Source organism: Streptomyces sp. NPDC088762, assembly GCF_044750905.1.
Lineage (GTDB): Bacteria > Actinomycetota > Actinomycetes > Streptomycetales > Streptomycetaceae > Streptomyces.
This window is the reverse complement of the sequence record NZ_JBIVKT010000006.1, coordinates 308,010-326,643: the sequence shown is the minus strand read 5'-3', so window position 1 is coordinate 326,643 and position 18,634 is coordinate 308,010. Positions and strand designations below refer to the sequence as shown.

General features: G+C 69.6%; 18 protein-coding genes. 10 read left to right on the top strand and 8 right to left on the bottom strand.

The window, feature by feature from the left end:
- Positions 1–77 precede the first annotated feature (77 nt).
- The 3 genes from ACIP5M_RS17745 (at position 78) to ACIP5M_RS17735 (ending at position 1,875) form a co-directional block, all read left to right on the top strand.
- Positions 78–869 carry an MBL fold metallo-hydrolase gene (locus tag ACIP5M_RS17745; RefSeq protein WP_401197893.1) on the top strand — a complete coding sequence of 264 codons (792 nt, stop codon included), beginning with the start codon at positions 78–80 and terminating at the stop codon, positions 867–869.
- 168 nt (positions 870–1,037) lie between these two features.
- Positions 1,038–1,436 carry a GNAT family N-acetyltransferase gene (locus ACIP5M_RS17740; RefSeq protein ID WP_401197891.1) on the top strand — a complete coding sequence of 133 codons (399 nt, stop codon included), beginning with the start codon at positions 1,038–1,040 and terminating at the stop codon, positions 1,434–1,436.
- Positions 1,366–1,875, top strand: coding sequence for a hypothetical protein (locus ACIP5M_RS17735; RefSeq protein ID WP_401197888.1), 510 nt, complete (start codon positions 1,366–1,368; stop codon positions 1,873–1,875). Before ACIP5M_RS17740 ends, ACIP5M_RS17735 begins: the two co-directional genes overlap by 71 nt.
- 60 nt (positions 1,876–1,935) lie before the next feature.
- On the opposite strand, the gene ACIP5M_RS17730 is transcribed toward ACIP5M_RS17735, so the two are convergent.
- Positions 1,936–2,763, bottom strand: a complete 828-nt coding sequence (locus tag ACIP5M_RS17730; protein ID WP_401197885.1) for a dienelactone hydrolase family protein — start codon at positions 2,761–2,763, stop codon at positions 1,936–1,938.
- A gap of 296 nt (positions 2,764–3,059) precedes the next feature.
- A complete protein-coding gene (locus ACIP5M_RS17725) occupies positions 3,060–4,160 on the bottom strand; it encodes a serine hydrolase domain-containing protein (protein WP_401197884.1) in 1,101 nt (366 codons plus the stop codon).
- Between ACIP5M_RS17725 and ACIP5M_RS17720 the strand changes: the two genes are divergently transcribed.
- Entirely contained in the window at positions 4,159–4,410 is a 252-nt protein-coding gene (locus tag ACIP5M_RS17720; RefSeq protein ID WP_401197882.1) for a hypothetical protein, read from the top strand. The genes ACIP5M_RS17725 and ACIP5M_RS17720 overlap by 2 nt on opposite strands.
- Here the strand turns inward: ACIP5M_RS17720 and ACIP5M_RS17715 are convergent.
- On the bottom strand, positions 4,407–4,814 hold the full coding sequence (locus ACIP5M_RS17715; protein WP_401197880.1) for a MerR family transcriptional regulator: 408 nt from the start codon (positions 4,812–4,814) through the stop codon (positions 4,407–4,409). The genes ACIP5M_RS17720 and ACIP5M_RS17715 overlap by 4 nt on opposite strands.
- Before the next feature lie 49 nt (positions 4,815–4,863).
- On the opposite strand from ACIP5M_RS17715, the gene ACIP5M_RS17710 reads away from it, so the two are divergent.
- On the top strand, positions 4,864–5,748 hold the full coding sequence (locus ACIP5M_RS17710) for an NAD(P)-dependent oxidoreductase (RefSeq protein WP_401197877.1): 885 nt from the start codon (positions 4,864–4,866) through the stop codon (positions 5,746–5,748).
- A gap of 225 nt (positions 5,749–5,973) precedes the next feature.
- Here the strand turns inward: ACIP5M_RS17710 and ACIP5M_RS17705 are convergent, their stop codons facing one another.
- From ACIP5M_RS17705 to ACIP5M_RS17695, 3 genes are all read right to left on the bottom strand, one after another.
- Positions 5,974–8,373 (bottom strand): SpoIIE family protein phosphatase, encoded by a 2,400-nt coding sequence (locus tag ACIP5M_RS17705; RefSeq protein WP_401198023.1) that lies wholly within the window; start codon positions 8,371–8,373, stop codon positions 5,974–5,976.
- 169 nt (positions 8,374–8,542) lie between these two features.
- The gene (locus tag ACIP5M_RS17700; RefSeq protein WP_401197875.1) at positions 8,543–10,042 is read right to left on the bottom strand and encodes a hypothetical protein; all 1,500 of its coding nucleotides are present in this window, start codon (positions 10,040–10,042) and stop codon (positions 8,543–8,545) included.
- Positions 10,043–10,248: 206 nt separating this feature from the next.
- Entirely contained in the window at positions 10,249–11,238 is a 990-nt protein-coding gene (locus ACIP5M_RS17695) for a DUF5937 family protein (protein WP_401197873.1), read from the bottom strand.
- A gap of 72 nt (positions 11,239–11,310) precedes the next feature.
- Here ACIP5M_RS17695 and ACIP5M_RS17690 point away from each other — a divergent pair, with 72 nt between their 5' ends.
- Positions 11,311–12,231 (top strand): oxidoreductase, encoded by a 921-nt coding sequence (locus tag ACIP5M_RS17690; protein WP_401197871.1) that lies wholly within the window; start codon positions 11,311–11,313, stop codon positions 12,229–12,231.
- 212 nt (positions 12,232–12,443) lie between these two features.
- Complete coding sequence (locus ACIP5M_RS17685; RefSeq protein ID WP_401197868.1) at positions 12,444–13,841, top strand: APC family permease; 1,398 nt, start codon at positions 12,444–12,446, stop codon at positions 13,839–13,841.
- Between the two features lie 433 nt (positions 13,842–14,274).
- Here ACIP5M_RS17685 and ACIP5M_RS17680 read toward each other — a convergent pair whose 3' ends face one another.
- Together ACIP5M_RS17680 and ACIP5M_RS17675 are read right to left on the bottom strand one after the other, a co-directional pair.
- Complete coding sequence (locus ACIP5M_RS17680; RefSeq protein ID WP_401197866.1) at positions 14,275–15,660, bottom strand: M20/M25/M40 family metallo-hydrolase; 1,386 nt, start codon at positions 15,658–15,660, stop codon at positions 14,275–14,277.
- A 72-nt stretch (positions 15,661–15,732) separates the two neighbouring features.
- A complete protein-coding gene (locus ACIP5M_RS17675) occupies positions 15,733–15,951 on the bottom strand; it encodes a hypothetical protein (protein WP_401197864.1) in 219 nt (72 codons plus the stop codon).
- A gap of 252 nt (positions 15,952–16,203) precedes the next feature.
- On the opposite strand from ACIP5M_RS17675, the gene ACIP5M_RS17670 reads away from it, so the two are divergent.
- The 3 genes from ACIP5M_RS17670 (at position 16,204) to ACIP5M_RS17660 (ending at position 18,627) form a co-directional block, all read left to right on the top strand.
- On the top strand, positions 16,204–17,400 hold the full coding sequence (locus ACIP5M_RS17670) for a hypothetical protein (RefSeq protein ID WP_401197861.1): 1,197 nt from the start codon (positions 16,204–16,206) through the stop codon (positions 17,398–17,400).
- 11 nt (positions 17,401–17,411) lie between these two features.
- Positions 17,412–18,002, top strand: a complete 591-nt coding sequence (locus ACIP5M_RS17665) for a hemerythrin domain-containing protein (protein ID WP_401197858.1) — start codon at positions 17,412–17,414, stop codon at positions 18,000–18,002.
- A gap of 103 nt (positions 18,003–18,105) precedes the next feature.
- Positions 18,106–18,627 (top strand): DUF4142 domain-containing protein, encoded by a 522-nt coding sequence (locus tag ACIP5M_RS17660; protein ID WP_401197857.1) that lies wholly within the window; start codon positions 18,106–18,108, stop codon positions 18,625–18,627.
- Positions 18,628–18,634 lie beyond the last annotated feature (7 nt).

Below are 18,634 nucleotides of genomic sequence, written 5' to 3'. Positions count from 1 at the left end.
GGTACGGCTTGCGCGTATCCGTGAGGAGCGGCTACGTTCTTCTCACGGTTCAATGACTTCCATCCGTGAGGTGCTCGATGTCTTCGCTTCCCGCAACGACCGACGCGTTTCCCGTCCGCGTCTTCGGCGGTCCGACCGCCCTGTTCGAGTACGGCGGTCTGCGCTTCCTGACCGACCCGACCTTCGACGCCCCGGGCGACTACGTCCGTCCCGACGGCAGGTTCCTGACCAAGACCGTCCCTTCCAGCGGAGCCCCTGCCGATCTCGGATCCATTGACGTGGTTCTGCTCTCGCACGACGAGCACCCCGACAACCTCGACACCTCCGGCCGGGCCCTGCTCGCCGACGTCCCTCTCACCCTCACGACCCCCGGCGGGGCTCGGCGCCTCCAGGAGAGGGCCAAGGGCCTGGCCGACTGGGAATCCATCGAGCTCAACCGTCCCGACGGCGGCACGATCACCGTGACCGGCGTTCCCGCCGTCCACGGCCCCGGCCCGCGTGAGGAGGTAGAGCCGATCACAGGCCAGGTCGTCGGCTTCGTTCTCGCCGGGGAGGGGCTGCCGACCGTCTACGTCAGCGGCGACAACGCTTCCCTCGACGTGGTCAAGGAGATAGCCGAGCGCTTCGCGCCCATCGACACCGCCCTGCTCTTCGCCGGCGCCCCCCGCTTCCCCGAACTCTTCGACAACCAGCTGATCGTCCTGAACAGCGCCCAGGCTGCGGAGGCCGCCCAACTCCTCGGCGCCCGACGGGTGGTACCCGTCCACTACGACAGCTGGGCTCACTTCACCGAAGGCCGCGACGAGCTGGCAGCCGCCTTCACCGCCGTCGGGCTGGCCGACCGCCTGGACTGGGGCCGGCGAGACTGAGCTCCTGATACCTGCTACCTGAGACGCAGTGGCGAGACTCCACACGGCAAGGTCCCTTTCCTCCTCCGTGGAGTCGGGTACGGGAACCTCGGAATGCCTCTGGTCGAAAGGGGCATAGGGCCCGAAGGGGCAGGGTTGACGGGCGCCTCCCGTCCTACGATGCGGCCCATGGCGATCACGTATGAATGGCGCGGCACATTCGACAACGACGCAGTAAACGCGCTCCACGCGGAGGCGTTCGGTCACGTTCAGGGGAACGCCGATTGGCAGACACGAGTGCAGCGCCACAGCCTCGGTTGGGTCTGTGCGCGTAGTGACGGCAGGCTCGTAGGGTTCGTCAACGTCGCCTGGGACGGTGGCGTCCATGCCTTCGTTCTCGACACGATGGTCGCCCAGGACGTACGCAAGACCGGTGTCGGGACCGAGCTCGTGACGGCTGCGGCGCGAGGCGCCCGCGAGGCGGACTGCGAATGGCTCCACGTTGACTTCGAAGAGCATGTGCGTCCCTTCTACTTGGACGCGTGTGGATTCAGACCGACGGACGCTGGGCTCCTCGCCCTGCGCTAGTTCACGGTTGCTCCGCAGTCCACCTGTGCGTCGACATGCACCAGGCGAAGCTCGCAACCCTCCGCCCCGCCCCCGACTCCGACGCCTCGAAGCCGTCCGCCGGTTCACCCTCCAGGTCCTGGCCACCACTGGCGCGGTGAGCGAAGAGGAGCTCGCAGCCTTCCAGACCCACGGCTACACCGCGCCGCAACGCCCTGGAGGTTGTTCTGGGTATCGGCGCGTACACCGTCTCGACCTTCGCCAGCCGCCTGAACGGCGCCGCGTAGGAACGAGCAGCATCTCCGGGCGCCCGGTGTCGGGCAGGAGCAGCCAAATCGCTCTGATGCGGCTGCGGGAGACCGGCGCGTGCGCGGTCGCTCAGCCCGAACGGCTCTACGACCTCGACTGCCCCGGCCGCTACCTGCGCCGGATGAAGAGAGTCGGGTTCACTCTGGCCTAAGACGCCGGTGCGTGAGCCGGCGGCGGTCTGATCCGGCTCGGTCCCCGACCGAGCGGAGGATCAGTGTTCGCCCCCGAGCAGCCGCGTGCGGAACAGGCCGAGTACCTGGTCCAGCGCCGCCCGGGTGGGTTCGCCGGGGGCGTCGATCAGGTGCTCGGTCAGCACGGAGTGCGGCGGAAGCACGCCGGCGGGGTTGGCCGCGCCGGCGTCCAGTTCGACAGCGACGAAGGCGTCGCCGAGTTCGCGCCGCAGGAACGCGAACCGGTCCCCGGGTACGAACCGGTCGCCCTTGAACCGAAGTCCCATGACCTGGAGCCCCTCCCGCTCACAGCGCCCCCGTACGACGGCGAGCTCCTCGGGGCTGATGTCGATCGTCCGGGACCGGCCCGTGGAGACGGCCACCGGCAGCGACGGCTGGGACAGGACCGGAGCGACCAGCCGGGGGTCGGTGGCCATGGCCAGCGCGAAGCCTCCGGTCACGCACATGCCGATGGCTCCGACGCCCGGTCCGCCGCACCGCTCGTGTTCGTGGGCGGCCAGGGCGCGCAGCCAGGACACGACGCGGGAACTGCGACCGGTGGCCAGCAGGGTGAACTCCCGGCTCACGCACACCTTGAGGACCGACGAAGTCGCGTACCGTGCGGCGGCCGGCAGGCCGTGCGCATCGGGATGGGGGTCGCGACCGGGCTCGCCGAACAACACCGGGAGCACGGCCGTGCAACCGATCTCCGCGACCTTGTCCGCGAACTCCAGCACCTTCGGGGTGATGCCGGGTATCTCGGCCATCACGATCACGGCGGGGCCGGTGCCGCGCCGCAGGATCCGGCGTTGGGTCCCTCCGTGCGTGAACGTGCTCTCCTCGTAGCCGGTCAGGTCGTGGTCCGTCATGACGCTCCTCATGTCCTCGGCACACCGGTTCCGGCCGCTGAGAGAACCTCGCCGACCGAGGCGAGTCTGGCACGCGGCGAACCGCCGCCCGGCCCGGGGGCCGTGCGACCCGTTCGATAGCCGCCGACCTGCCCCTGACCCCGGCGTTGGTCGAGCGCGGTCTGCTCAGCGAGAACTGCCTGAGGTGCGTCGGCATCGTGCCAGTGGGATTCTATGGAAGTCGCGCCGACTGAGGTTCGGACGGCCACGCCCCGGCCCGTCGGGACGACGCGCCGAAGCGGGGCGGCGGCGGTGTCTCAGAAGGCGGCGGCCGCGATGCCCAGGTAGCGCTTCGCGATCTCCTTGTCGTCGGTGGTGAGAGGCACCAGCGAATAGACGACGCTGCGGCGGAGGTCTCGGGTGGCGAACACGCCGTTGGTGTAGCCGCCGTAGCTCCCGGTCTTGCCGTACACCTCGGTGCCGTCCGGGAGCTTCGCGTACTGCACCCCGCCGAGGGTGAAGCCGCGCTCGGCGTGCCGGGGAAGTTCGAAGAGCAGTTTCTGCTGTGCCGGCGGCAGGAGCCGGCCGCTCAGCAGCTGCCGCAGGAACCGTTCCAGGTCGGGAGCGTCGGAGACCATTCCGCCCTCCGCCCAAGCCCACGGGTCGGTGGGCGGAAGCTGCGGTGCCAGCGCCGGCGCGCGAAGTGCCGTCTCTCCCCACCCGGGCACGTACGTGTGGCGCAGGCCCAGCGGGCGGACGATGCGGCGGCTCACCTCGTGGGCGTAGGAGTGGTGGGTGACCTTCTCGACCACCATGCCGAGGAGGAAGTAGTTCACGCCGTTGTAGACCTGCGGGATGTCGGGCCCGGTGGCGGGTTCACCGGCCTCGGGGCACTCGGTGACCGTCTTCACCAGGTCGGCCGGGGTGTACACGGTGTTCGGGTCCCAACAGGCGGCCCTCGGCAGGCCGCTCGTGTGGCTGATCAGCTGTCCCACGGTGATGGGCTGCCAGTGGGCCGGGAGCGTGCCGGGCAGGAGCTGTTGGACCGGGGTGTCGAGGGAGAGCCTGCCCTCGGCTGCCAACTGCAGGACGACGGTGGAGGTGAACAGCTTGGTGATGCTGCCGATCCGGAAGGAGGCGGCCGGGCCCGCCGAGACCGCGCCCATCGTTCCCGTCCACTGTCCGTCCCGTCCACCGACGCGCGCCATGGCTCCTGCGAACAGTCCATCGGCAGGGGTGCCGAGCGATGCCTGGAGCGCGGCGGGGTCGATGCGCTCCCACGCGCCAAGGGCAGTGGCCGAGGCCGGGGGCTGCGGGGCCGCCGCGCCGGCGGGCAGAGCTGTCGTGACCGTCAGCAGGGCGGCGCCCGCGGTGGCCAGAGCAATCCAACGGGCGCTTCGGAAAAGAGACTTCGTCATGTCCGCCAGTTTTCCGGCCGTGCGGCTGGCGATCTATCGGGGATGTCCCTGTAAGTACCCCGAGACCGCTCCTGCCGCCCGCCGCCCGCCGCCTTCCGGCGGGGGCGGGCACGAACTGTCGCAGGCCGCAAGGCGGCACTTCGCCATCCCGACGCTCACTCAGGCGCACGAACTCGGCTTCCGGCCCGAGGCGTACGACCCAGAGCTGAACGGCACTGCTCGGGCCGCGGCCAACGGTGAGGCCTCCTAGGCGGGGACTGCCTCCAAGCCGGCATCGTCAAAGGGCGGATAGCTCTCGCCGCCCGTTCGCTCAGCCGCGTCGATGTAGGCGGCAAGAGCGTCGCGAGATTGGGCGAGGCTAGCCATCTGCTCGTTCAGTCGCTGAAGCCGAGACCGCATCGCGGCCAGCAACTCGGGACACCCGGGCAGCTCCGGGGCCTCTCCGAGCGCACACGGAAGCACGTACGCGATGTCCTCGGAAGACAGACCGGCACCGAGCAGGTGCCGGATCTGCTTCACCCGCAGTACGGCGCTCTCGTCGTACTCGCGATAACCATTGGCACCGCGGTCCGCCTCCAGCAGCCCCTGGGCCCCGTAGTAGCGCAATTGATGAGTGTGGACTCCCGTCCGACGACTCAGTTCCCCGATCCGCATCGCAACCTCGCTTGACCTTCACACCGGTATCAACGTTGAGGATGCTGTCATGAACAACAGCACCGAAACACCCGTGACCATCATCGGACTCGGCCTGATGGGCCAGGCACTCGCCGGCGCGTTCCTGAAGGCGGGGCATCCCACCACCGTGTGGAATCGCACGTCCTCCAAGGCAGACCAACTGGTGACCGAGGGCGCACGGTTGGCGCCGACTGTGGGTGACGCACTCAAGGCAGGTTCGCTGACGATCCTCTGCGTGACCGACTACCCCGCCCTGTACGAGCTCCTCGGCGCGAACGATGCCCAGTTGGACGGCACGACGTTGATCAACCTGACCTCCGGGAGCTCGGCCCAGGCCAGGGAAGCCGCCCGATGGGCCGAGCAGCGTGGGGCCCGCTACCTGGACGGCGCCATCATGGCCATCCCGCCGGCCATCGGCACCGCCGATGCAGTGATTCTGCACAGCGGGCCGCAGACGGACTTCGAGGCGTACGAGTCGACACTCGGCGTGCTCGGCACCGTCGCCTACCTGGGGGCGGACCATGGGCTCGCGTCGCTGTACGACGTGGCCGGCCTGGCCATGATGTGGAGCGTCCTGAACGCGTGGCTCCAGGGCACGGCCTTGCTCAGGACGGCCGGCGTCGACGCGGCGACGTATGCACCGTTCGCGCGGCAGATCGCTGCCGGTGTGGCCGAATGGCTGCCCGGATACGCCGAACAGATCGACAGTGGCTCCTTCCCGGCCGAGGTTTCCGCTCTGGAGAGCGACGCGCGGGCGATGGAGCACCTGATCGAGGAGAGCGAGGCAGTGGGGGTGAACGCCGAACTGCCGAAGTTGCTCAAGGCGATGGCCGACCGGGCGATCGCCGCCGGACACGGCAAGGAGCAATATCCCGTACTGATCGAAGAGTTCGGCAAGATCCGCAATGACTGACCGACCCCGACCCCGGGATCTCACCAGCTCCCAGAAGCGGGAGTCCGTCACGGACCGCCGCACCACCACGACCACCGTCGCCTCGCCGGACTGCGCATGCCTCCTCCGCCGACCGGGGGAGGGCGGGCTGGGGCAGTGGGCGACGAGTGATCGCCTGCGGACCCCACCCCGCGCACGCCGCAGGTTCGGATCCGCGGCCGCTGGCACCGGGCCCGCCCGTGGCCGTCAGGCGGCGGGCAGGGCCTGTTCCGCCCAGATCGTCTTTCCCGTGGGCATGTAGCGCGTACCCCAGTGTTCGGTGAGCTGGGCGACCATGAACAGTCCGCGTCCTCCCTCTTCGTCGCTGCCCGCGTAGCGGGCGTGCGGTGAGGTGTGCTGCGAGTCAGAGACCTCACAGATGAGAGACCGGTCCCGAATCAACCGCAGACCGATCGGGCCGGAGGCGTACCGGATGGCGTTGGTGACCAGCTCGCTGACCACCAGCTCGGTGGTGAAGGCCAGATCGTCCAATCCCCATCGAGCGAGCTGTTCCGTGGCCATCGAACGTGCGCGTGCGACCAGGGCAGGGTCCGGAGGCAGCTCCCAGGTGGCCGTCTGCTGCGCGCCCAGTGCACGCGTGCGCACGACGAGGAGGGTCGCGTCATCCTGCACGCGATCCGAAGACAGCTCCGCGACGATCCGGGCACACAGTCGGTCGGGCGGGGATCCCCGCTGCTCAGCGAGGACGGCCGCCAACTGCTCCAATCCCGCGTCGATGCCCTGCCCGCGGGCCTTCACGAGGCCGTCGGTGAACAAGACGACCAGGCTTCCCTCGGGCAGCCCCACCTCCGCACTCTCGAAAGGCAGCCGTCCCACACCCAGGGGAGCCCCCGGTGGCAGACGGAGGAAAGTGACGGCGCCTCCGTGCGGTGTCACGACGGCCGGCGGCAGGTGCCCGGCCTGCGCCCAGGTGCTCGTCCGGGAAGCCGGATCGTAGATCCCGTAGACGCACGTCGCTCCAGCGATGCCGCTGCCCTCCGAACTGTCCCCGTTCCCGTTCCCGTTCCCCTTCCCGTTCCCGTCCGACGCCTCCTTGCTGACCTGATCGTTCAACCGGGCCAGGAGTTCGTCGGGCGCGAGGTCCAGCTCTGCCAGGGTCCGCACCATCGCGCGCAACCGCCCCATGGCGGCGGCGGCCCCCAGACCGTGGCCGGCGACGTCGCCGACGACGAGCCCGACGCGTGCGCCGGAGAGCGGGATGACGTCGAACCAGTCGCCGCCGGCGACGAGATGGCTGTCAGCCGGCAGGTAGCGGCTCGCCGCCTCGACCGCGCTCTGCTCGGGAAGCGATCGCGGTAGCAGACTGTGCTGGAGCATGAGCGCAGCGGTGCGCTCGCGGCGGTAACGCCGGGCGTTGTCCATGCACACGGCGGTGCGCGACACCAGTTCCTCCGCCACTGACCGGTCTCCCTCGTCGAAGGGTTCGGAGTCGTCGCCACGCACGAAGGTAACGAGCCCCAGAGGCGTGTCCCGTACGCGGAGGGGGACGTACAGCCGTGCCGGGTCGAGTACCGCATCGGTGGCCGACCGACCCCTGGCCAGGCATTCGGCCTGCGGTGACGTCGTGGCGTACACGACCCGTTCCCCCACCCGGGAGGGTTTGTCGTCGGAGTCCGCCACGCGTACGAGGTCCCATGCCGTGACGGGTTTCAGGTCCTCTCCCTCGAGCACTTCCGCCGCTACGTCGACGACCACGGCGTCGGCGTACTGCGGCACCACGATCTTGGCGAGCTCCGCCGCCGTACCGGACGGATCGAGTGTCGACCCGATCCGTGCGCCGGCCTCCGCGAGGAGCGCCAGGCGCTGTTGCGCCCGGTACCGGTCGGTGACGTCTATGGACTGCTCGCAGACGCCTACTGCCTTCCCCCGGCCGTCCACCAGCCGGAAGTAGGAGGAGGACCAGACGTGCTCACGCCCGGGGTCGGCCGGGGCGCGTCCTCGGAACTGCACGTCGATGACCGGTTCACCGGTCTCCAGGATCTGTTGGATGAGCTCTTCCGGCGGCTCCGGATGCTGGGCCGTGAGGACGTCGCCGGGAAAGAGCTCGCTCATGGAGCGGCCCACCCGAGCGGCGAGGTCGCCGCCGAGCTCCCGGATGCTGGCCGCGTTCGCCCACAGGAGGCGCGTGTCGGGGCCGTAGATGGTCAAAGTCACCGGGGACTGGGCGACGAGCCCCTGCAGCATCGCCTGACGGGTCTCCCACCAGCGCAGTTTCTCCAGCTCGGCCGCCATGAGGACGGTGGAGGCGATGCCGTCGGACGCCGGGGTCAGGGGGTGAAGAGTCACCGCGATGCGCACGGTCTCTCCGTTTTGGTGACGCACGTCAACGATGGAATTGCGTGCACCGCTGACCTGCTGCCGCCGGTCCGGCCGCAGCTCCTCCGGTCCGCTCCGCTTGCCCCCAGGAGCTGCGACCAGATCCGCCGCCCTGCGCCCCAGCACGTGCGAAGCCGGATATCCCAGGAGGTCCTCGGCCGCGCGACTCCACCCGACGAGCACTCCATCCGCGTCGAGCAGGGCGATGGCGGCCGCAGGCGGGCTGACGGGCCCCCCTTCGTCCGCCTCTCCCGCCCCGGCGGCAGCCATGAAGGGCATTCCATCCATACGTTCCATCATCCTGCCGGTCCGTCGCGGCTGCAGCGTGCTGGTCAGCCGGGCGGAGCCGGCGGGGTGTGCGCGCCTGCCGATGTCCTCCTCGGATCTGTCTCAGCGAAGTCGGTCGCCTGGAAGCTGCTGACCTGGGAGGCGTCGTCTCTCAGTGCCCGCCCGAGGGCGACGTGGCGGCGCTGTTCAGGCAGCGGTCGAGGAGGGCGTGCATGCGGGGGACGGGGAGAGACGGGTTGGCCGCGGCGCCCTCTGCGGTGCGCGGGTCGGCGAGGAGGGCCTCCAGGGCTTCCGGCGTCAGGCTCGGGTTGGCGGCGGCTGCCCGGCGTATCGACCCGTCGGGGTCGTCCACCGGCGGTTCGGGCAGGCTGGGGTCGGCTGCGGCCAGGGCTCGTACGTCCGGGTCCGGGTGGGCGATGAGGTGGGCCGTGCCGGTGCGGGGGAACGCGGGCAGGGTCAGCAGGTGGGGGCGGTGGGCCGGGCGGGTGACGAAGACGTCCAGGAGGAGGTGCGGCGGAGCCAGCGGGTGGTGGCAGGCCAGCCGGATCCGTACCTCCTCGTCGGCGTCCTGCACGAGTGTCTCGACGATTTCCGCGGGCAGGCCGGGGAAGCTCGCCGCGACCCGGCGGAGGACTGGTTCCTCGGACGCGGCGCAGGCGGCGTACCAGTCGGGCGACGGCTCGCCGGCCGGCTCGGTGATCGGGCAGGTGCAGTCAGGGCCGTGCCCGATGACCCTGTCGATCGCCCAGTACTCGGCCCAGGTGCGGGGGAAGGGGTGGAGGCGCACGCGCATCCGCACGTTCTCGTCCGGGTCCTCCCTCAGCTCCGCTACCAGGTCCGGTCCCAGGTCGGGCCGGGCGGCGACCAACTCGCGGACCGTCGCCTCGGGGTGGCGGGCGAGCCGGGCGACGGCGTCGGCCGGGGTGTGGGGATTCCAGGCCAGGGGTTGCACCGTGCCGTCCGCGAAGCACCGCTCGACGAGCCCGGGGGACAGGGCGCACGTGCCGAACACCAAGCCGTTGCCGCGTGCACCGAAGGACGGCAGCCTCGTCTCCACCCGTTCCGGGTCCAACACCCAGCTCCTGTCCTGCGCCGCTTCACGGACCGCGGGGTCCGGATCGTCGAGCAGCGCCGCCCGCTGCGCCGGGGTGAGGGACTCCCACCTCCAAGTGGCCCGTATGCGGAGTTCGCGGTGCTCGTGGCCGGCCATGGAGCGGTAGAAGGACGGCGGGATCTGCCGGGACGATTCGAGCTCCCCGATGATCTCGTTCTCGGTGACCTTGCCGTCCTCGCCCCCGTCCTGGGCGGTCAGGAGGGTCACGAGGATGTCGTCCGGCAGCGGTCGGACCCATCGGGGGTAGTGACGGGGGCCGGCGGCGAGCCGCCCGCGGACGATCCCAGACGGGTCCGTCGCCAAGGGGGCGAGCCGGGCCGGGTCGACGTACCGGTTGCGGGCGAGCGCGCGGCGGATGACTCCGGCCGGATGGCGCAGGGCAGCGTCGATGACGGCGTCGGGCAGGTCACGACCCTCGCACATCAGCAGGCCGGCCTCACCGGCCGCTCGATCCAGCAGACGTACCAGTACGTCGGAGGGCGCCGCCGGATTGAAGGCGATGCCGCGCAGCCACGGTTCATGCAGGGAGTCGGACACTGCTTCATCCTGTCACCCGGCCTTCTGTAACCGGGCCGCCCGACTACGACCGCGGCGGCACTTGGCGGCGTTTCCGTCCGCAGGGCGTCGGACCACGGTGCGAGGTCACTTGCGCACGCTGACCGTACGAGGTACACCGCCAGGCTCCGCATCCACCATCCACCCACGCCGGGGAACGCACGACACCCGGGGCAGGGCCAACCGCCTCAGGTGGAGGGGGCGTTGAGGAGGGTTTCGGCAGCGGTGGTGCGGGCGTACAGCACGGAGCGGCCGGCGCGGTGGGTGCTGACCAGGCCGGCCTTGTGCAGGGCGGTGAGGCATTGGGACACCCCGGCCGGGGACAGCCCGGTGCGCTGCGCCAACTGCGTGGTGGAGGCCGGGGTCTGCAGTTCGGTCAGCAGCAGGGTCCGCGAGCGGCCCAGTACGGCGGCGAGAGCGTCGGCTCGAGGGGCGGGCCGCGCAGTCCACAGAGTGCCGGTGCCGCGTGCGGGATAGGCGAGCTGCGGCGGGTCGGGCAGTGTGATGCGGGTGCGCAGTCCCGGGCCGGCGAAGGCCGACGGGATCAGCAGCAGTCCCGTGCCTGCCGTGTTGCGGGTCAGCGGCTGCTTGCGGTGGGCCATCCGCAGCGCGTCGTCGTCCCAGGTCACGGAGGCGTGCAGGTCGTTCAGGACCCGGCCCGCGCCGTGCTCGGCGATCATGCGGGCCCGGTGGAGGACGTCGGCGTCCAGCACTGTCCGGATCCGCGCCCAGTACGGGGCGAGCGCCAGTTCCCAGTACGTTTCGAGCTCTTGTGTGACCTTGGCCAGGCGCGTCGGAGGGTCGCGGTGCAGGGCCCGCAGGCGCGGACCGAGCGTCCCCTGGTGGCGGGCCAGGTGGTCGAGGTCGCGGCGTACCCGCTCGGCGGGCGAGGCTCCGATCGCATCCCACTCCGCCTCGGGTGGGGGAGCGGGTGTGGTGGGGGCCGGATTGAGGAAGTCGGGGACGTAGCCGGTGGGCGGGATCAGTTCGCTGAGCCAGCCACGGTCCAGCCCGGCGGCTACCAGACGCGGCCGTACCTGGTCGGCCCAGGCCCGGTGAATGGGGTCCGGGGTGGCGGACAGCAGGATCCGGAAGCTCGGCGCGACCTCCCACATCGGTGAAACGGCGAACCGTACTTGCGCCAGATCGCTCGCCGAGAACGCCAGCTCCGTCACCATGGACGCCCTCCAACGGATTCAGGTATGTGCGAATCAATGGCGGGCCAGCTTACCGCCGTAGATCATCCCGTCATGACCTCACAGACGATCACCGCGTCCGCGTCCGCATCCGCATCAGGCACCTGGACACTCGGCGACCGCACCGTCAACCGGATCGGTTTCGGTGCCATGCGCCTGACACAGCACGGCGAAGCGTTCGCCCCTGATGCCGTCCCACGCGACCGCGACCAGGCAATCGGCGTACTGCGCCGCGCGATCGAACTGGGCGTGAACCACATCGACACCGCCGCGTTCTACTTCTCATCGCTGCGCTCCGCCAACGAGCTGATCAACCGGGCACTGGCTCCCTATCCCGACGACCTCGTCATCACCACCAAGGTCGGACCGGACCGCGACCCCTCAGGGCGATGGCTGCCGCACGCCACCCCCGAGCAGCTGCGTGGCCAGGTCGAGCAGAACCTGCGCCAGTTGGGCCTCGACCACCTCGACGTGGTGAACCTGCGCATTGTCGGCACCGATTCCATCGCCGAACGCTTCGGCGCGCTCGCCGAAATGCGCGAGGCGGGACTCATCCGTCACCTGGGCCTGTCCAACATCCGTCCCCACCACCTCGCCGAGGCACGGGCGATCGCGCCCGTGGTGTGCGTACAGAACATGTACGGCATCGGCGCATCGCCCGACCGGAAGGAATTCCTGGACCTGTGCGGTGCCCAGGGCATCGCGTTCGTGCCGTTCTACTCCATCGCCGGCACCGGGCGTACGGTCGGTGCGACAACGGATGACAGCAGCGAAGTGCACACCCTCGCGCGCGCCCGCAACGTGAGCACAGCCCAGATCCGGCTCGCATGGACCCTGCACCAGGGTCCCCATGTCCTGGCCATCCCCGGCACCGGCGACCTTGACCACCTCGCCCAGAACGTGGCCGTCGGTTCACTGCGCCTGTCCGAGGACGAAATGCACGTCTTGGACCGTCTCCGCCACGGAACAGGGTGAACGAGATCCCGTGAGGTTGTGTGGCCCCACGCCGTTGCTCGCGACGCAGGCCCGCTCTGCTCCCCGGATTTCCCGCTTCTTCCGAAGAACGCCCCGTTTGGTCCCGGTATATGCGGTCAGTAGATCCATGTCCCGAGCGGAACGGCAGAGCGCCCCCCTTGCCGCCGCCGGTGACCGTCCCTCTCGTCCCTACTGGAGAACAGGTGAGGCCCATGCCTTCCCGCCCTGCCGACACCGGCGTGCACCAGCCGCTCCGCAAGGTCCTCACCACGCGCCTGCTGTACTTCTTCATCCTCGGAGACGTCCTCGGCGCGGGGGTGTACGTACTGATCGGGCAGGTGGCCGCGAAGTCGGGGGGCGCCGTATGGGTTCCCCTCACGGTCGCGCTGCTCCTGGCGCTGCTGACGGCAGCCTCGTACGCGGAGCTCGCCACGAAGTACCCGCGGGCCGGCGGCGCCTCGCACTACGCCACGCGCGCCTACGGCCCCGCCGCGGGGTTCTTCACCGGATACTGCATGCTGGCCGCGGGCATCGTGTCGGTCGCGGCACTCGCCCGCGGCTTCGCCGGCGACTACCTCACCGCTCTCGTATCGCTGCCGGTGGTGCTCGTCGCCGTGGCCTTCCTGATCCTGCTGGCGCTGCTGAACGCGCGCGGCATCCGCGAGTCCACCCGAGTGAACACCCTCGCCACCCTGGTCGAAACGGGCGGCCTGGTGCTCATCGTGGGACTCGGTGCGTGGATCGTCATCCGGGGCGACGGTGACGTGGGCAGGCTGACGCAGCTCGGGACGCAATCCGCGTCCCCCGCGGCGGCCGTGATGGCGGGAGCCGTGCTCGCCTACTACTCCTTCGTGGGCTTCGAGACGTCCGTGAACGTCGCCGAGGAAACCCTCGACCCGGCACGTTCCTACCCGCGGGCCCTGTTCGGAGCGCTCGCCACCGCGGGACTCATGTACGCCGCCGTCGGCGCAGCGGCGTCCGCCGCCGTGCCCACCGCCACCTTGGCCACCTCCGACGGCCCGCTGCTGGAGGTCGTACGGGCGGCCGGGGCGGTACCACCGCGGCTGTTCGCGTTCATCGCGCTGGTCGCGGTGGCCAACGGGGCTCTCCTGACCGGAATCATGAGCTCCCGCCTGGCGTACGGGATGGCCAGGGAGGGGCTCCTCCCCGCGTTCCTCACCCGCGTCCTCCCGTCCCGGCGCACACCCTGGGCGGCGATCGCCACGACGACCGCCGTGTCCGCGCTGCTCGCCGGAACCGGCGAGATCGACGTCCTGGCGGGCACGCTGGTGCTGCTCCTGCTGGCGGTCTTCTTCACGGTGAACACCGCGGTCCTCGTCCTGCGGCGTGACCGGTCCGCCCCCTCCGCACACTTCCGTGCACCCACGGTGGTACCCGTACTCGGCGCCCTCTCGTGCATCGTTCTGGCGACACAGGTGGAGGCCAGGGTGTGGACACGTGGCCTGGTCCTGATGGGCGTGGGCGCCGCCCTCGGCCTCGTCATGCTGGGCCGACGGGGACGGCGGCAGCCGATGACGGGCGGAGCAGCCCTCCCGGACGGTCCAGGAGCAGCAAACGCATCGCCGGCCTCCACGCGATCCGGGCGCTGACCTGCCCCGGCAGAGGCGTGGCAGGCAGGAAGGCGGGTAGCCGCCCAGGTGAGCGGCCGCTGCGCACTTGGCCGCGCGCCGCCTCTACGCATACGCGTATCCCTCAACCGGCACCGACGGCCAACGCCGACCGGGAAAGGAACGAGACCATGGGTGACGCTCAGCAACCGGAGGCACGACGCAGCGGAAAGGGTGCTGCGACCCCGCAGGACAGCAGGCATCTCAAGGCCGCCCAGCCGCAGAATCCGAAGAAGTCGGGCGGCAGCAAAGAAGACCAGAGGCAGACGGGTGGCCCCACACCGCCCGAACAGCGCCCCGACCACCCGTGACCCACGACGGTGGCGGTCGACGGAGGAGGCGCCCGGGAACGTCCGGGGCAGCCTCCTCCCGCATTTCCTGGAGCGACGCCCACCCGGCCTGACCGAGCAAAGGTTCAAGATAGACCTCGGTAGAACGCTGCGAGCGTGTGCGCGCCCCGGATGAGGGCCTGGGCCTCGACCTTTTCGTCCGGCCCGTGCCAGCGGTCGTCCAGAAGGCCGGTCCCGAAGAACAGCACCGGCGCCTCCATGGCGCGGGACAGCTGCGCGGCCGGTGCGGCCCCACCGTTTCCCATCCGCCGGGGCGGCCCCCCGAATGCATCAGCCATGGACCGTCGCAACACGGCCAGGGCCGGAAGGTCTGCCGGTGTGGTGTAGGGGTCGGATTTCGTCGACGAGACCTCGAGGTCGTACTGGAAGCTCTTCCCGCCGTGTCCCTCGAGCCATCTGCCCAGTTGTTCGGCGACCTCGTCCGCGCTCTGGTCCGGCACGAGGCGCAGCAGGAGGTCCGCAGATGCGGCGGCCGGGATGACGCCCCGGGCAGGCTCTTCCGGGTCGCCACCGACCATGCTGCTGACCTCCGCGGAGGGCCTGAACCAGATGCGTTCTTGGATGCTGCGGTCTTCCTCACCCACGACGGCGAAGGTTCCGGTGTCGCTCAGCCACGCATCGTGATCCACGGCGGGCAGGGGGTCCTGCTCGGCCTGTTCGTCGGGCGGTGACTCGCGTACGGAGTCGTAGAAGCCGGGCAGCGTGATCCGGCCCTCGTCGTCGTGCAGCTGCCCGAGGATCCGGCACAGCTCGGTCAGGGGATTGGGTGCTGCTCCGGACACCGCTCCGCTGTGCACATCACGGTGCGCACCTCGGATCTCAAGGTGGGCGTTGACCGAGCCGCGAACCGTCGTGCACACGGCGGCGTCGTCCAGGGACCACAGCATCGTGTCGGAGACCATGACCAGGTCGGCTGCGAGTGCCTCCCGGTGGTCGGCCAGCAGGTCTGCCAAGTGGACCGAACCGATCTCTTCCTCACCCTCGATGAGCAGCTTGAGCGTCACCGGGGGAGCGGTACGCCCGTCGGAGAGGTGGGCACGCAGGGCCCAGAGGTGGCTGATGACCTGCCCCTTGGCGTCCGAGGCCCCCCGCCCGAACAGCCGCCCGTCCCGAAGGGCCGGTGTGAAGGGAGAGGTCTCACACCACTCTTCCTCCTTCACCGCGTGGACGTCGTGATGGCTGTAGACGAGCAAGGTGTCAGCCGCGGGATCGTCAGCAGGCCAGCACGCGTAGACGGCCGGCAGGCCGTCCGTGCTCCACTCCTCGACCATGGGGAACCCGAACGTCCGCAGGGTGGCGCACAGCCATCGGGCGGAGCGCGTCACATCGGTCTTTCGCGCAGGATCTGCCGAGACCGACGCGATGGACACCCACTCGGCCAACGCCCCGAGCATGACGTCCGACTGCGCCACGACGGCCTGCCGCAGGGATGATTCCAGGGGATCAGTCACCGCAGCCCGCCTCGTCCTCGATGATCGTGAGTGATGACGTGCATTGCGTCCCGGCAGCCGACCCGCCTGTCCTTATGGGCCATGTCCTCCTCCTTCAGGCAGTCGGCCGACCTGCCACCACGCCCAGATCCATCCGGCCTCCTTGGCCGCGTCCAGCAGATACGTCGCGGGGATCACGCGCCGCGGAACATAGACGAGGTCGATGGCCAGAAGGGTCAGGGCGGTGCCGACACCGACGCGACGGGCGTGACGCAGCCCGGTGCCCGTAGCGCCGGCGCTGATCATGCTCAAGCCGGCCGACACGAGCAGAGCGCCGCTCGTCTTCGCGCCTTCCCTTCCAGAGTTCCGCCATGCGGGCTGAGGTGGTCGGTCGGGGGCGCCCGTCTTTCACTGATGGGCCGGCTGGGGGAATCGCGGGCTCTCCGGCCGCGCAAGAGCAGACACAATCCACGTGCCCGATGACAGACTCGCCAGGCGCTCGGTTCTACCGAGCGTGACTGGGTGACCGCACCGAGTGGCGTCCCTCTATTTCGGGAGTACCGGATGACTTTCAATCCGCTGGAGCAGCGGGGTATCCCGCTGGACCGTCAGCTGCGTAATTGGCGGGAGCTGAACGTCAAGCCGATCGATCCCGACCACTGCGACCCGTACACACGGTGCCGGATCATCACCATGAACGGGATCGAGGTCGAGGCGATCCTCTTCAGCCACAATCTCGCCCGAAACACGGTCGATCCCGACATCAAGCGCCAGCTGGCCCGGACCCGTTACATCGAGGCGCAACAGCAGAAGGTGGTGAACTGGCTGCTGCCGGGGGTGTCCTCGGTATTGGAGACGACGATCGCGTACGAGCAGGTCGCGGTGGACCTGACGTCGTGGGTGGCGCGCATGGAGCCGGATCCGTATCTGCGCCAGGCGTACCAGTTCGGCGTACTGGAGGACTTCGACCATCTCTACCGGTACGCGAACCTGTACGAGATGATCGAGCACCGCAAGGCAGAGGCGATCGTCGACGGACTCACCGAGGTCATGCCGGGCCGGCCCACCAAGTTCCACCACCGCGACGCTTTCGACAACGTGCGCGACCCGTACGAGAAGGACGGGACCGATCCGCTGTCGAAGCTCCACGTGCTGACCATCCTGTCCGCCGAACAGCAGACCATGAACTTCTACATGAACACCGGCCCCACCTACATGGAGCCGATCGCCCGTCAGCTCTACCAGGAGATCGGCCTCATCGAGGAGGAGCACGTCACCCACTACGAATCCCTGGTGGACCCCGGTGAGACGTGGTGGGAGCAGCTGGTCACCCACGAGTACAACGAGTGCTACCTCTACCACTCCTTCATGGAGCAGGAGAGCGACCCGAAGGTGAAGGCGGTGTGGGAGCTGCACCTGAACATGGAGCTGGAGCACCTGCACACCGCGTGTGACCTGATGCGCCAGATCGACGGCAAGGATCCGGCGGAGATCCTGGCGCCGGAACTTCCGAACGTGCTCACCTTCGAGCCCAACAAGCAGTACCTGCGCGAACTCCTCGACACGCAGATGGACCTCACCACCCTGGGTGCCGGCTACGTACGCGAGGCCCACGAGCGGTTCGAGAAGATGCAGGAGCAGATCCACGGCGGCGAGGAGCCCCCGAGCGAGCGCGTCATGGCCGAGCACGACGCGATGTTCGGCCGTGAGTACCGCGTTCAGACCGAGGGCGAGCACCCCGACCGGCGCGTGAAGAAATGAGGCGGGGACACGTGTCAGACCTCGAGACGCCCCAGGCCGGGGACGACCACGCTCCCGACACTGATGTCGTCGCGCTTCTCATGCGCCAACACGGAGACATCCGCAACCTCTTCGACGAGGTCGAGGCAGCGGCCGGGGACGAGCGCCGTGACGCCTTCCACCGTCTGGTGCGCTTGCTCGCCGTCCACGAGACGGCGGAAGAAGAGGTCGTGCACCCCTTCGTCCGCCGTGCCGTGCCGGGTGGTGCGGAGGTCGTCGAGGACCGCCTCGCGGAGGAGGAGGCCGCGAAGGAGGCCCTCGTGGTGCTCGAGGACCTGGATACGAACGATCCGACGTTCATGCCGCGGTTCATGAAGCTGCGCACCGATGTACAGGAACACGCCCGAGCCGAGGAACGCTACGAGTTCACCCTGATCCGCCGCAGCACCGACGTCGCCACCCTGGCCACCATGGCCAAGGCGGTCAAAGCCGCCGAGGCCATGGCTCCCACCCGGCCCCACCCCGGCGTTGAGTCCGCCGCCGCCAACATGGCACTGGGACCGCTCGCCGCTTTGATGGACCGCACCAAGGACGCCGTACGCAAGGCCATGGGAAGGCACTGATACAGGACCGTTTGGGCGTGCTGAATCGGGTAGGGGCCGGACATGCGCGCGGCCCTGAGTGTGGCTGTCCCGGGCCCAGGCCGCGTGGAAGGAGATGAGAGCGATGCGCAATCGTCTGCTGATCACGGCGGCGGTCATGACTGCGGTGAGCGGGGTCTGCAGCCCGGCGGCGTTCGCCGATACGCCCGCCGGCGACCAGGACACCGCCTTCGTCCAGGCCGCGCACCAGAGCAACCTGGCCGAGATAGCGGCAGGCCAGGACGCTCAGAAGAGCGCCATGACCGCATGTGTGAAGGACGTGGGCGCGAAGCTGGTCACCGATCACCAGAAGCTGGATGCGGACCTGAAGGCGCTCGCCGGCAAGAGCGGCATGACACTGCCGACCGAGCCGACGGCCGAGCAGCAGCAGAAGATGAAGGCGGTCCAGGAGAAGGCCGGGACGGCCGGCTATGACGCGGCCTGGCTCGCCGACCAGGAAGCCGGCCACACCAAGACGCTTGCGCTGATCGGCCAGCAGATCAAGGCGGGCACCGATGAGGCCGTCACCGCCACAGCCGAGAAGGCCCGCCCTGTCGTCGCCATGCACCTCGAGATGGTCCGCGGCGGCACCTGCCACACCATGTAACGCTGAC

Coding starts and splice junctions, on each gene's coding strand:
- ACIP5M_RS17745 (WP_401197893.1), top strand. CDS start 78: ATGTCTTCGCTTCCCGCAACGACCGACGCGTTTCCCGTCCGCGTCTTC.
- ACIP5M_RS17740 (WP_401197891.1), top strand. CDS start 1,038: ATGGCGATCACGTATGAATGGCGCGGCACATTCGACAACGACGCAGTA.
- ACIP5M_RS17735 (WP_401197888.1), top strand. CDS start 1,366: ATGTGCGTCCCTTCTACTTGGACGCGTGTGGATTCAGACCGACGGACG.
- ACIP5M_RS17730 (WP_401197885.1), bottom strand. CDS start 2,763: ATGACGGACCACGACCTGACCGGCTACGAGGAGAGCACGTTCACGCAC.
- ACIP5M_RS17720 (WP_401197882.1), top strand. CDS start 4,159: ATGTCCGCCAGTTTTCCGGCCGTGCGGCTGGCGATCTATCGGGGATGT.
- ACIP5M_RS17725 (WP_401197884.1), bottom strand. CDS start 4,160: ATGACGAAGTCTCTTTTCCGAAGCGCCCGTTGGATTGCTCTGGCCACC.
- ACIP5M_RS17715 (WP_401197880.1), bottom strand. CDS start 4,814: ATGCGGATCGGGGAACTGAGTCGTCGGACGGGAGTCCACACTCATCAA.
- ACIP5M_RS17710 (WP_401197877.1), top strand. CDS start 4,864: ATGAACAACAGCACCGAAACACCCGTGACCATCATCGGACTCGGCCTG.
- ACIP5M_RS17705 (WP_401198023.1), bottom strand. CDS start 8,373: ATGGCTGCCGCCGGGGCGGGAGAGGCGGACGAAGGGGGGCCCGTCAGC.
- ACIP5M_RS17695 (WP_401197873.1), bottom strand. CDS start 11,238: ATGGTGACGGAGCTGGCGTTCTCGGCGAGCGATCTGGCGCAAGTACGG.
- ACIP5M_RS17690 (WP_401197871.1), top strand. CDS start 11,311: ATGACCTCACAGACGATCACCGCGTCCGCGTCCGCATCCGCATCAGGC.
- ACIP5M_RS17685 (WP_401197868.1), top strand. CDS start 12,444: ATGCCTTCCCGCCCTGCCGACACCGGCGTGCACCAGCCGCTCCGCAAG.
- ACIP5M_RS17670 (WP_401197861.1), top strand. CDS start 16,204: ATGACTTTCAATCCGCTGGAGCAGCGGGGTATCCCGCTGGACCGTCAG.
- ACIP5M_RS17660 (WP_401197857.1), top strand. CDS start 18,106: ATGCGCAATCGTCTGCTGATCACGGCGGCGGTCATGACTGCGGTGAGC.